The 12,529-nt window shown below is 55.2% G+C and carries 10 protein-coding genes; 3 read left to right on the top strand and 7 right to left on the bottom strand.

Annotated features, from left to right (window positions below; all coding sequences use genetic code 11):
• Nucleotides 1-100 precede the first annotated feature (100 nt).
• Both mltF and M6D89_RS00670 read left to right on the top strand, forming a co-directional pair.
• Nucleotides 101-1,621, top strand: a complete 1,521-nt coding sequence (mltF, locus tag M6D89_RS00675; protein ID WP_253966103.1) for a membrane-bound lytic murein transglycosylase MltF — start codon at nt 101-103, stop codon at nt 1,619-1,621.
• Nucleotides 1,622-1,847: 226 nt separating this feature from the next.
• Nucleotides 1,848-2,210 (top strand): hypothetical protein, encoded by a 363-nt coding sequence (locus M6D89_RS00670; RefSeq protein ID WP_253966102.1) that lies wholly within the window; start codon nt 1,848-1,850, stop codon nt 2,208-2,210.
• Here the strand turns inward: M6D89_RS00670 and tadA are convergent.
• A complete protein-coding gene (tadA, locus tag M6D89_RS17320; protein ID WP_336297525.1) occupies nt 2,207-2,947 on the bottom strand; it encodes a tRNA adenosine(34) deaminase TadA in 741 nt (246 codons plus the stop codon). The two genes, M6D89_RS00670 and tadA, sit on opposite strands and share 4 nt — an antisense overlap.
• A 54-nt stretch (nt 2,948-3,001) precedes the next feature.
• Here tadA and M6D89_RS00655 point away from each other — a divergent pair, with 54 nt between their 5' ends.
• Nucleotides 3,002-3,196, top strand: coding sequence for a hypothetical protein (locus M6D89_RS00655; protein WP_253966101.1), 195 nt, complete (start codon nt 3,002-3,004; stop codon nt 3,194-3,196).
• Here M6D89_RS00655 and M6D89_RS00650 read toward each other — a convergent pair.
• From M6D89_RS00650 to pdxH, 6 genes are all read right to left on the bottom strand, one after another.
• Nucleotides 3,193-4,704 carry a tryptophan halogenase family protein gene (locus M6D89_RS00650; protein ID WP_253966100.1) on the bottom strand — a complete coding sequence of 504 codons (1,512 nt, stop codon included), beginning with the start codon at nt 4,702-4,704 and terminating at the stop codon, nt 3,193-3,195. The two genes, M6D89_RS00655 and M6D89_RS00650, sit on opposite strands and share 4 nt — an antisense overlap.
• Nucleotides 4,705-4,714: 10 nt before the next feature.
• Nucleotides 4,715-5,731: a cupin-like domain-containing protein gene (locus M6D89_RS00645; protein WP_253966099.1), complete on the bottom strand. Its 1,017-nt coding sequence runs from the start codon at nt 5,729-5,731 to the stop codon at nt 4,715-4,717.
• Between the two features lie 108 nt (nt 5,732-5,839).
• Nucleotides 5,840-9,079 carry a TonB-dependent receptor gene (locus M6D89_RS00640; protein ID WP_253966098.1) on the bottom strand — a complete coding sequence of 1,080 codons (3,240 nt, stop codon included), beginning with the start codon at nt 9,077-9,079 and terminating at the stop codon, nt 5,840-5,842.
• 278 nt (nt 9,080-9,357) lie between these two features.
• Nucleotides 9,358-10,557, bottom strand: a complete 1,200-nt coding sequence (locus tag M6D89_RS00635; RefSeq protein WP_253966097.1) for a CaiB/BaiF CoA transferase family protein — start codon at nt 10,555-10,557, stop codon at nt 9,358-9,360.
• Nucleotides 10,558-10,563: 6 nt separating this feature from the next.
• Entirely contained in the window at nt 10,564-11,550 is a 987-nt protein-coding gene (locus tag M6D89_RS00630; RefSeq protein ID WP_253966096.1) for an NAD(P)H-quinone oxidoreductase, read from the bottom strand.
• Nucleotides 11,550-12,191 carry a pyridoxamine 5'-phosphate oxidase gene (gene pdxH / locus M6D89_RS00625; RefSeq protein ID WP_253966095.1) on the bottom strand — a complete coding sequence of 214 codons (642 nt, stop codon included), beginning with the start codon at nt 12,189-12,191 and terminating at the stop codon, nt 11,550-11,552. The genes M6D89_RS00630 and pdxH overlap by 1 nt, the downstream gene beginning before the upstream one ends.
• Nucleotides 12,192-12,529: the final 338 nt, after the last annotated feature.

Below are 12,529 nucleotides of genomic sequence, written 5' to 3'. Positions count from 1 at the left end.
CAGGCGGTTCTAAGCGTATAAAATCGCGCAAATTTTAGGCGCATCGCCCCCGGCTCAGCGGGCTATTGCTCAATCCGGTTAGCACCGGAAGGCGGAGTGAATGCAGATACAAGCACTAGGCAACTACTGGCGCGGGCTACCCGGACGTATTCGTCCCAAGCGGCTGCTGTTTAGTAGTGTGCTGCTGGCGCTCGCCCTGCTGTTATCCGCGAGCCGCCCCCCTACCGAACTAGAGGCGCTGCGCGAAAGTGGCACTTTGGTGGCGATTTCGCGCAACGGCCCCACCACCTATTACGAAGGCCCCGAGGGACGCACAGGGTTCGAGTATTTGCTGCTGCAGGGCTTCGCCGACTATCTGGGCGTTGAGCTTGAGATACGTGAGCAAGAGAGCCTAAACAAAATGATTCGCCAGGTGGCCAATGGCGAGGCCCATCTGGCCGCCGCTGGCCTTACGGTCACCCCGCAGCGAGCTCAGACGGTGCGCTTTAGCCCCACCTACCTAAAGGTTACCCAACAGCTGCTGTATCGCCGGGGCACCTTAAAGCCCGAAACCCTGGGGGAGCTGGAGGGAGAGCTGTTGGTGATTGAGGGCTCCTCCCACGCCGAACGTTTGCAGGCGTTAAAAGCCGAATACCCAGATTTGCACTGGCGCGAACAAGAAAACCTGGAAATGATCGATTTGATGGAAATGGTGCACCGGGGCGAGGTGGACTATGCCATGGTCGACTCCAATGCCTATCAAACCAATTCGCATATTTTCCCCAAAGCGCGGGTTGCGTTTGATTTGGGCGAGCCCGAGAACCTCGCCTGGGCCTTCGCCCAGGGGCAAGACAACTCACTTTTTGCAAAAGCGCAGACCTACCTAACGGAAATTCGCAAGGACGGCTCGCTGAAAGCCCTGGTGGACGAGCTGTTTAACAGCCCGCCGCCGGTCAGCACCGGCGGCGCCCTACTGTTTACCCACCGCATTGATAACCGCCTGCCCCAGTGGCAAGAGCTGATCCAAACCGTGGCCGACGAGGTGGGGCTGGATTGGCAGCTACTGGCCGCTATGAGCTATCAGGAATCTCACTGGGACCCGGACGCAGTCTCACACACGGGCGTGCGCGGTTTAATGATGCTAACCCGCACCACCGCCCGCGAGCTGGGCATTAAAAATCGCCAGGACCCTAAACAGAGCATGCGCGGCGGCGCCCTCTACTTTAAAAGACTGTACGACCGTCTGCCCCAGCGCATTACCGACCCAGACCGAACCCTGCTGGCGCTGGCCGCCTACAACGTGGGGATGAGCCACTTAGAGGATGCCCGTATTCTCACCCAGCGCCATGGCGGCAACCCGGACATATGGGTAGACGTAGAACAGCACCTGCCTCTGTTGGCTAAGCGTAAATATTACAGAACCCTAAGCCACGGTTACGCCCGCGGTTGGGAGCCGGTGCACTACGTGAATAATATTCTGCGCTACCGGGATATTATTGCCTGGCACGAGCAGCAAGAACAGCGACGCCTGGCGATGGCCGAAGGCACCGACCTCACTCCCTCTGAGCAGAATGATGAAGACGAGGCGCCGGATGAAAGCGCCCCGGAAAAAGAAAAAATAGCCCCCTTATCTATTCTTTAAGAGACCTCTGATCAAATTCCCGAGGGCGCGGCCAACACGTCAACACTGTATCGCCCAAATGGATGTAAGTAAGCGCCGTGAGCAGAACGCGACAGGCCTGCACTTTTGCCAAGGACTATGGCCATTACCGTGCAAAGTGAACGTTTTGGACTCGCGCAAAAAACATCGGGAATGAATTATAGGCTCTTTGTTACACTGAACCACTCTATCCTCACAGGAAACGCTTATGATTACCTACTTGTACTGGGGCGCGGTTATCTTTCTCGCCATGGCCACACTGGTTATATTGGGCAAGCACAACTTTTGGCGCGGCGCTCTAGGGGGTGCGCTGATGATTTTTGTGATCGGCTGGGGCGCTTACTATTTTTATTTTGAACAGGTCTTTGTCAAACGCTACGGCGGGGTGATGACCGTCACCGTGCCCGATGGCCAGCAACATATAGCCGCCACCTGGAAAGAAGACAACCTGTGGATTGAAAACTACGATCCGGCCACCAACACCTGCTACTTTAACGAATATTCCAAAGGCAATATTTTACAGGGCAAGGTAAGCATTAAAAACTGCAACCCGGTAAAAGCCGGGCGCTAAGAGCGCAAGGCTTTCTTTTCCGCGCGGCGACGGCGAAAAAATGCCTGCAGCTGTTGCTGGCAAGCCTCGCGTTCCACCCCCGGGGTGAGAGTCAGGCTGTGATTTAAATAGGGCGCGTCCAATAAGCGCGCCTGGCTTTCCACTACCCCGGCCTTGGGCTCGGTGGTGCCATACACCAAACGCCCGATGCGGCTGTGAACAATGGCGCCGGTACACATGGTGCAAGGTTCCAGGGTGACATAGAGGGTACAGTCCGCCAAACGGTAGTTACCCAGCTGACGCGCGGCGTCTCGCAACGCCATCATCTCGGCATGGGCGGTGGGGTCGCAGCTGCCAATGGGGCGGTTATAGCCCTGCCCCACCATTACACCGTCGCGCACAACGACGGCACCCACGGGCACTTCATTGTTTTCGGCGGCGCGATCCGCCAGGGCCATAGCCTCTTTCATCCACTGGCTATCTTGGTCGCAGGCGGGGGTGGTGGACGCTGCGCCGCGGGCACGGCGTTCGGCCTCATCCACACTCATGGGCGCGACAAAGGCAAACCGAGGCTGAGTTTCCCCCTCCCGTTCAACGGTTTCGGTAAACATCGCCAGCGGGCGCACCCACCAGGAAAAGTCCCCATACAGGCAGCGATAGACCACCAGCGATTCTTGCGTCTCGCTGTGGGTGGCGATGCGATAGACAAAATAATCACTGCCTTTGTAGTGTCGATATAAACCGGGGCTAATTTGCATAGGGGCTCATCTTGGGAAAAAGCGCTATTTTAGAGCCTCGATTTAGGTAACGCTATGGGCGACAAGCAATTGATTATGGTTTGTAAGGTTAATGCCGCAGCGGCGACTGAACTCCACCAGCTCAGCGATTGCACCGCTGCCGCCGTCAAAATCGCCGCCATTCACCCCGAAGCACCGCCGCCGACAATTCATAGGTTTTTGGTGATTCACCCACGCCTTTTACCTCTTATTCAGGCTGGCCAACATTAGCGGCTGTGCAACTGATTTAACCAGGCGCGATGCGAGCTGAGCGCCTGTACCGCTTTCTCACACCAGGCGTTGTGCTCGCGTATTTTCGCCTCTGCCAGCGGAACTTCTGCCGGGTTCAGGGCCGGTAAACGGGTGGGGAAATACATGCCGTAGAGCACGTACATATAACTTTGCTGATTGAATAAATCCACCGTGCTGAAAAAGTCGGTTCGTTTGGGCGAAGCAATTTTCCACAGCGCCAATCGCTCGGCCAGCACATCCGATAACTTGGCTCGGTCGGTACAATCGACCCAGAAATCCGAGTCCCGACGATCGGAAATACAATAGTGCAACTGAATGAAATCGATGGTGCGCTCCCAGATATACTCCACCCAGTCGTTGCAGTGACGCGATAAAAGCGCCATATCGTCGGTATCGCGGGGAAAATGATCTGCCAGCAACGCCGCACAGAAATCCGTTACCATAATGGAGGTGGCCTCCAAAGGCTCGACAAACCCTTGCGATAATCCCAGCGCGGCGCAGTTTTTATGCCAGAAATATTGCCGATACCCCGCCTGCATAGGCACCTTGCGCAAATTCGCCGCTTCGGCATCAAACCCCAGATAGCGGGAAAACTCTGCCACGGCCTGCGACTCACTCATGTGCGACGATGAATACACAAAGCCCGTGCCGCGCCGGTGAGGCAAGGGAATGTCCCAAATCCATCCCGCACTATGGGCTTTAGCGGTGGTGTAAGGCTGCACCTCGTCGCTGGGCTCGGTCGGCACCTGTACGGCCAGCGCCGTGTCCGTTGGGATTTGCTCAGTTTTCGCTAAAAACGGCACTTGCAAAGCCTGCCCCAGTAAACGCGAGGCAAAGCCCGAGCAGTCGATATAAAAATCAAACGCCTCTTCACCGCCCGAGGCAAACTGCAAGCGATCAATACTGCCATCATCGCCCATCACCACCTGTTCGATGGTTGCAAACTTGTGCCGAACGCCAAAGCGAGTAAGGGCATTATCGGCGAGCAGTTGCGCAAATTTTCCCGCATCAAAGTGATACGCGTAGTGCACCACCCCATCGTAGGGAGACGACGAAGGATGCTTGGGGCCTATATTGTGCTCGGCCAGCGCATGCATAGCCGAGAGTTCAGAAAACGCCATTTGCTGTTGGTGGTGCATCCAATAATGGCTGATATCCACCCCCACAGGAAAAGGCGCTACAAACGGATGATAGTAATAATGATCCGCCCCGTACTTGTCGGCGTCCATCCAGTTGGCAAACTTGATACCCAACTTAAAGGTGGCCTGACACTTGGCCATAAACTCGCGCTCGTCGATACCAAAGCGCTGCAGAGTAGCGCGTATATTGGGCACAGTGCCCTCGCCGACGCCAATGGTGGGTACATCCTTGGATTCGATCAGGCAGATCTCCACCTCTGGGTCGCGGCCCACGGATAGCCCGAGGTAATTAGCCGCTAACCAACCGGCGGTACCGCCGCCCACAATGGCGATTTTTTTTATCTTCATACTGTGCGACTCACTTCAACAAGCGGATAAACCAGTCTTTAACCTGGCGCTCAAACTCCGGCGACATTTCCCCCAGTACCCCCTGTTTATGGGTCGGAATATAAGACTGAGGGTCTTCCCCTTGTTTAAACAGATAGTGATCAAACATGGCTCGCCAGGCGTTGCGCTGCGCGGGGGTTAAATCGCGCATCGCCATAGCGGCGAAATTTAAACTTTGTAACGGCGTAGGCTTTTGTTGCGGCTTACCGATCGAACCATTCCACCAGTAATTCATCAAGCCGTTAACCTCGGCCAGCGAATCCACGTGGTGCCACCAAAGCATGGGAATAAAAATCGCATCGCCGGGTTCAAGCACGGCGCTGTAGGCGTTTTTTAAGGCCTCGCGGTAACGCGGGTAGCGATCAAAATCCGGGTCGTGCAGCGACACTAAACTCACCGGTGCACCGGCGGGCGTGTAATCCAGTGGCCCGGGATACAAGTTGGCCACTTGCTCGGGTGGGAACAGCACAAAGCGCCGCTTACCGGCCACGACGCAGGCCAGGTTATCGGAGCCGTCATAGTGCGCGGAGACGGACACTTTATTACCCACCCACAGCTTGGGTGCCACTGGCTCGGCGAATAAAGCAGCCGGATTGGCGGCGGACAACCCCGGCAGAATTTTATCCACCGCCATCCCCTGTACCGCCACAGAGGGTTTTACGTCGCGACCGGCCAACTCCAGCAACCGCCCCAAGAACAAATCCAGCCGCTCGCCGCCTTCAATATAATTAAAGCCGTCCAGATTATCGTTGTAGAAAAAACGCCCCTCAATGGCGGGATGGCCGAGCACTACATTGACGTGCTCGCCCCGATAAAACTGCGCAAGATAGCGACAGAAATATTCATCCGACTGCAACGCTGCTTCAACCAGCGGCCAGTCGCCCACAAGACCGCGAATGACCACGGGTTTTTGCTGCGGCACTATGTCGTTAAAAAACTGCTCGCGGCTTACACCCCGATACTCGGGAAAGCTTAAAAAATTTTGCATAGCGAAACTGCTTTACTGCATGTGCGTAGGTAAAGTGACAAGTTAAACGAAAAATGCGCGCGATAGAAGCTATCGCGCGCATTCGCTTGCGTCACTTGCTCACACTTATCAGAAGGTAGCGCGTACACTCAGAGCGTAGCGACGATCTGTGGTAAAGCTAAGTGCCTGGGTTTTATCACCCTCTTGGTTCAACTGGTACTGAGTTTTGGTTTCCGAGTTAAGCAAGTTGCTGCCCTCGATACCCACTTTCCAATTATCGTTGATGGTGTAGTAAAAGCTCGCATCCAGATGATCCACAGGTTCAGCGTAAGCCGGTACAAACTCTTCCGACTCACGACGAGTCAGCAGATACTCTGAGCGCCAGTTGTAGGCCACCCGCAAGGATACATCGCCATACTCGTACATACCGACAATGTTCAGGTTTTCATCCGAGTACCCCTGTAGCGGCAAGCCCGAGAATACGCGGAAGCTGTTGCGGTTATCCGTTACCTGAGAACCGTCGTTGTTGAAAATCAAATCCGAGGGGCTTTCGTTCAGCGGATCTTCCAGCCCGTCCTGGTCGATATAGGTGTAGTTGAACTGCAGACCTAAACCACTCCAGGCGCCGGGTAAAAAGTCGTAGAACTGCTGGTAAGAGAATTCCGCCCCGCGAATGGTGCCCGAGCCGGTGTTATCCGGGCCGTAGGCCGATACCGGATAGGTGTAACCGGCGTGATCCAGCTCGTAGGCAAAGCTCTTATTGCGAATAATGTTATCCAGATCTTTCTGGAACAAGGCCATACTCACCGAACCCACCGGAGCAAAGTACCACTCCAGAGTTAAATCCAAATTAACGGATTCTTCCGGCTCCAGATAGGGATTACGCGATACGGCGGTAATTTCGATATCGTCAATGCCCACCACCGGGTTGGTGACTTCATCGCGGCCCGAGGATGGATCTTGCAGCACATTTTCATAGTCCAGGCTCACCACCATGCTGTTGCGGCTGTCCAGCAGACTGGGATAGTAAAGCGCCTTAGACGCGGCAAAGCGCAGCACCAAGTCGTCGGTTAACCCCAAACTTAAGTTCAAGCTTGGCAGCACTGTGTCATAGTCAGTGCCCTGTACCGTGCTCTGCTCGGCGCTGCCATCGGCCAGCGCGTACAAATCCGGATGATCGTTTGCAATAACGTCGGCCAGTGAATCGGTGCCGCGCTTATCCACCGGCGGCAGTACTTCAAAGCCGGTAGACTCAAGCTGATAGCTTACATAGCGCAAACCGACATTACCTCTAAGTGGCATGGCCATATTGTCGAACTCGAAGTCGCCGCGAATATACGCCTCGGTACGCTCTTCGCCAGACGAGCTCAACTGATACACAGAGAAGGGACCGTCAACCCGGTTGTTCATATCCTGGTAGGGAACCCCACAGCGACCACTGCCATCACTGGCATTACCCACCGCATTCCACACACCACAGCCATCGCGTAGAGTATTGGCAAAATCCTCTACCAAATCCATGCGCGGGAACAGGAAGCTGTTGTACTCGCCCTGCACCACTTCACCATTGTAGTGATCGGCGAAGCTTACCCGCTCAAACAGGTCTGGCTGTTGTTGTGGCGACGCATTGTAGCGATCACCCTGTACCCACGGAGTACCCAGCGCCGTCCAGTTAGAGTACTCGGTATCGCCAATTTCCAGCTCTTTATCCGAGTAGTAAGCACCGCCTTTAATGGCGGTAAGCGGGCCATCGAAGGCGTATTCCAAATCAACCTTAAAGGCATCCATAGAGGCGTCAGAGCGCACCTCTTGCTGCATGCCGTTACCCAGGTATAGATCCGGGTTAGGGGCGTCCGACACGGTATTGATGGTGGGGTCGGATACACGCGAATTTAAGTACTCAATGGTTGGCGTATCGCCGCGCAAATCGAGGAAAAACGGCGCCACCTCGGCGGTCAGGTCGCCACGCACCCGACTGGTTAAGTTGTAGTTGTGAGTGGTTTGGGTTGAATCCACGTGCTGATAATCCAATACCACTTTTAGGCGGTCAATGGGGTTTAACTCAACATTAAACGAGGTATCTTCAACCGTATCTTCGTTGTAATTCCAGCGACTGCGGAACTGCAGTGGGAAGTTGATATCCGCATTGGCCCCAACCCCAGAGGTTAAAAAGCCATCTTCGGTGGTGGTGATAGGACGGCCATCTTCTTCCGTCCACACCACGGCGTTACCCGTGCCACTGACAAAGCCGCGATCACCCGAAGCAATAACCCGCTCGCGCCACTCCAGGGAAGCTTCAGAGCTGATGTGCTCTAAGGTGGTAACGATGGTTTCATCGTTATTAGCCCACTGCAAAGACGCTGTTAAACCCTGACGCTCGCGGTCATTCTCTGCGGTACTGAGATGGTAGTTAGCCGGCACATACCACACTTCGCCAGCGGGCTGGCCCGGCAAAGGGTCACCATCAACCGGTGGCGCTTCGGCCGTTTCGGCGGTAATCAGCTCAGCGGGCACACCATTACACTCGGGCATCCAGCCCAGGGCGTTAGGTACACAGGGACCATCGTAATAACCTTCTACTTTACCCGGCGCGCCTTGCAAGGTGCCCCACTCATCCCACGAGCCACGATAGTATTCATCGCTGCGCGAGTGGAAATTACCCAGGCCTACACCATCGCCGCGGGTTTTGTATTCAGAGAAAGCGCCGGAGATCAAAAAGCCAAAACGACCGGCGCTGGTCTCCCAGGAATCCGAAAACAGTGCGGAGAAAGAAGGCGTCCACTCTTCGCGGTAATCGCCGTAGTTACCCTTGGCAGTAAAGGAAATTATCTGATCGTCAGAATCAAATGGCTTGCGTGAAATCAGGTTTACGGTACCGGCAATACCGCCCGAAATTTTATCGGCGGTTTGGTTTTTAACAACTTCCACCGCCCCCAAAAGCTCGGCCGGAAAATCTTCGTAATTCAGGCCACCATAGGGGTTTGCACTGAAGGCATCGCGACCATTGACTTCGGAGCGCACCCGATCCAAACCGCGTACCAGTACACCGGTACCTTCATCGGCGTAGTGTTTTGGGTCATCCGACGAGGCGAAGCGTTCAATCGTTACACCGGGTACGCGCTGCAGCGCTTCGGTCACACTCTTATCCGGCAGCGCGCCAATATCTGAAGCTGTAATAACGTCTTTAACCGTATCCGCAAAGCGCTTCATGTCTTGCGCACTTTCGATACTCTGACGCATACCGCGCACGACAACTTCTTCTACCAACTGTTCGTCACTGGCGCTCTCTTGCGCCGATACGCCCGATACCGCCATACCTGTGGTCGCCGCGCACACTGCGAGGCTCAAGAGCTTTCTACTGAATTGCATAGTCATAATCCCCTTGGCTTACCGTTTCTTTTTTTGCTCAGAATCTTTCTGACAATGGCTTCCCCGTGGCTCAGTATCAATCCACACTCTTTACAACCAGCTCGTAACTGAAGGAAACACAACGCCTCTCAACTCACCGTGATATTTATTTTCATAAAAAAATAAAAAATCTGGTACTGTTTTTACTACCATACAGACAACGTTGTCAAGCGTTTCTGTGATTTTCTTCTCACTCACCCAATTTCTTCGGGCTCTGTCAGCTCAGCGGAGCGCTCAGGCTAAACAACCCCTCTCTCTCGCAACCGCGTCAGAGCCTCGGCACTAAGCCCCACGGTGTCCTGCAGTACCTGCCAGGTCTCGTCGCCCACGTTGCCACCGGGCCACAGGGTTTCACCCGGCGTTCCCCGTAGCTTGGGCAGCATAGCGGGTATTTCCAACGTGCGGCCGTCTATTTCGACCGCCTCAAACATCTGGCGCGCACGGTAATGGGGATCGGCAAACATATCGGCGACCGAGTAAATGGGGCCGGCGGGCACACGGGCCTGCTCCAATACCGACAAAACCTGCTCAGAGGCACGCGCACGGCACCAGTCGGCCAGCACCTGATCGATCTCGTTTTCACATTCCACCCGCCCGGCGTTATCCGCCATACGCGGATCACGAGCAAGATCAGGGCGCTCCAACGCTTCCATCAAGCGGCGAAAAATCGAATCGCCGTTACCGCCAATCACCACGTACTTGCCATCGCGGCAGCGGTAGGTGTTGGTGGGTACAATGCCGGTGACCGTGGTACCCGAAGGCTCGCGCACCATACCTGCGCCGGAGAACTCCGGCACCACTGCCTCCATTAAATTGAACATGGACTCATAGAGCGCCACATCCACCACCTGGCCCTCACTCTGCCCGCGCTCGCGTCCGAGCAAGGCCATAACCACACCAAAGGCGGCGTGCAAGCCGGCAATAGAATCGCCAATACTTAAATTGGGCCTGACCGGCGCCTCGCCCGGGTGGCCATTCACGTAACGAAAGCCGCTAAAGCCTTCGCACACCGAGGCAAAACCCGGTTTGTTACTGTAGGGGCCGTCTTGGCCGTAACCGGAAATACGCGCGTACACCAGCTGGGGGTTATCCGCTTTTAGATCATCCGGGCCCAGCCCCCAGGATTCCATGACCCCGGGGCGAAAGTTTTCGATAATGGCATCGGCACCGGCGCACAGCTGTTTGGCCAAAGCGGCGCCTTCCGGATTTTTGAGGTTCAGGGTGACACTTTTTTTATTGCGCCCAATCGAACGCCACCAAAATGAAGTGCCGTTTTCCACCGCCCGCCAACCGCGAATCGGGTCGCCCTTTCCCGGCGGCTCAATCTTAATCACCTCGGCGCCGAAATAAGCCAGCAGGCTTCCCGCAAAAGGCCCGGCAATCAGCTGACCAAATTCAATCACCCGGAGACCAGCGAGGGGTTTGGTTTTCGCATCCATAATTTTTTATTCTGTGGTTAAAACAATTTTGCCAATATGACGATTGGATTCCATTAACGCATGAGCCTCATCGGCTCGCTCAAGCGGGAAACTGGCGGCAATCACCGGGGCTATTTGCTTGGCGCCTAGTAGTGGCCAGACGTTTTGCAATAATTGTTGTGCAATTTGTTTTTTACGCTCAGCGCTTTGTGCGCGTAACGTTGAGCCGGTTAAGGTTAATCGCTTGAGCATCACCGGCATAAAATCCAGTTCGGCTTTGCTGCTCTGTAAATAGGCGATATTAACAATGCGGCCGTCGGGTTTGGCAGCTTTTATGTTGCGCGCGATGTAATCCCCACCGACCATATCCAGAATCACATCGGCACCGCCGAGCTCGCGAACCACCGCCACAAAATCCTCTGTGTGGTAGTCAATGGCGCGCTCGGCACCAAGGGTTATCGCGGCATCACACTTTTCCGGGCCACCGGCGCTCGCCACTACCCGCGCGCCCAGGTTCACCGCCAACTGAATGGCCGTAGTGCCAATACCGCTACCGGCGCCGTGCACCAATAAGATTTCGCCCGCCTTAAGCTGACCGCGCTGAAATACATTGTGCCACACGGTAAAGAAGGTTTCGGGTAGGGCCGCCGCCTGAACCATTGATAAACCCTTCGGTACCGGCAGTACTTGCCCGGCACTGGCAAGGCAGTAGTCGCTGTAACCTCCGCCATTAACCAGGGCGCAGACCGTCTGTCCTAACTCAAGCGAATGGACACTATCCCCCACAGCGACAATCTCACCGGCCACCTCAAGCCCCAACCGGTGACTCGCGCCGGGCGGCGGCGGATAAAGCCCCTGGCGCTGCAACACATCGGGCCGGTTGACGCCACAGGCCTTTACGCGAATCAACACCTCTTCCGCCCCTGGCTGAGGTACGGGCAACTGGTGGAGCTTTAAACCCGCCGCTTCGCGAGTTTCGTGAACAATGGCCCGCATCAACTTAGGCGAAGGCATTAGGGCCCCACTCGATCAATAGACCACTGATTGTTCTCGTACCGATAACGGAAACAATCGTGCAGACGATGGGCACCACCCTGCCAGAACTCGACTTCGGCGGGCACCACTCGGTAGCCGCCCCAGTGCTCGGGAGTGGGAATATCGCCGTCGGCATACTGTTGCTCCAGCTGGTTATACTTTTCCTGCAGCTGCTCGCGCGAGGCTATCACGTCGCTTTGCGGCGACGCCCAGGCTGCTAATTGGCTGGTGCGCGGACGCGAGGCAAAGTAGGCTTCGGAGACCGAGCGCTGAAGTTTTTCTACCCGGCCGCACACTTTTACCTGGCGATCAAACATCTGCCAGGGAAACAGCAAGCTCGCGTTAAGGTTGCCAGCCAGTTCGCGCCCTTTGCGGCTGTTGTAGTTGGTAAAAAACACAAAGCCGCGTTCGTCCAATTGCTTTAACAGCACAATACGCTGGGACGGCTGGCCATCGGCGGACACCGTTGCCAGAACCATCGCCGTAGGGTCGCTCACTCCTCCGGCTTCAGCCTGATTAAACCAGCGTTCAAATTGGGTATAGGGGGAATTGGCCAAGTCGGCGCGACGCAAGCCACCTTGGGTGTATTCGCGCCTTTTGGTTTCGTACATATGACTCATAAACACACCTCTTATCTCTGAGATGCATTATACGCTTCAGCGCTGAGAAAGTTGTGTGGCTCCTAGGGCCTGTTCACGCTAATTAAATGCAGCCTGTTGTGACTAAAAATTCGTCAATCAAGGCGCGAGGAGAGTGGTTTGGTTATTCCAAATGAACGACGAGCAACGCAGAGTGGCGGATTTTTAGCCGCAACCCGAAGGGCTGGAGCCAGTTTTGTCCCCAGCGTTGTTGCCGATCGCTTATTTGGAATAACCAAACTTCGCTCACGGCGCCTAGCTGGAAACAAAACTGGCTTCCAGCAGGCGCACTTAATTAGCGTGAACAGGCCCTAGCATGC

The sequence above is a fragment of the Gilvimarinus xylanilyticus genome, from assembly GCF_024195295.1.
In the GTDB taxonomy this organism is placed as follows: domain Bacteria; phylum Pseudomonadota; class Gammaproteobacteria; order Pseudomonadales; family Cellvibrionaceae; genus Gilvimarinus; species Gilvimarinus xylanilyticus.
The sequence above is the reverse complement of the archived record's forward strand: the minus strand, read 5'-3'. Positions and strand labels throughout refer to the sequence as shown.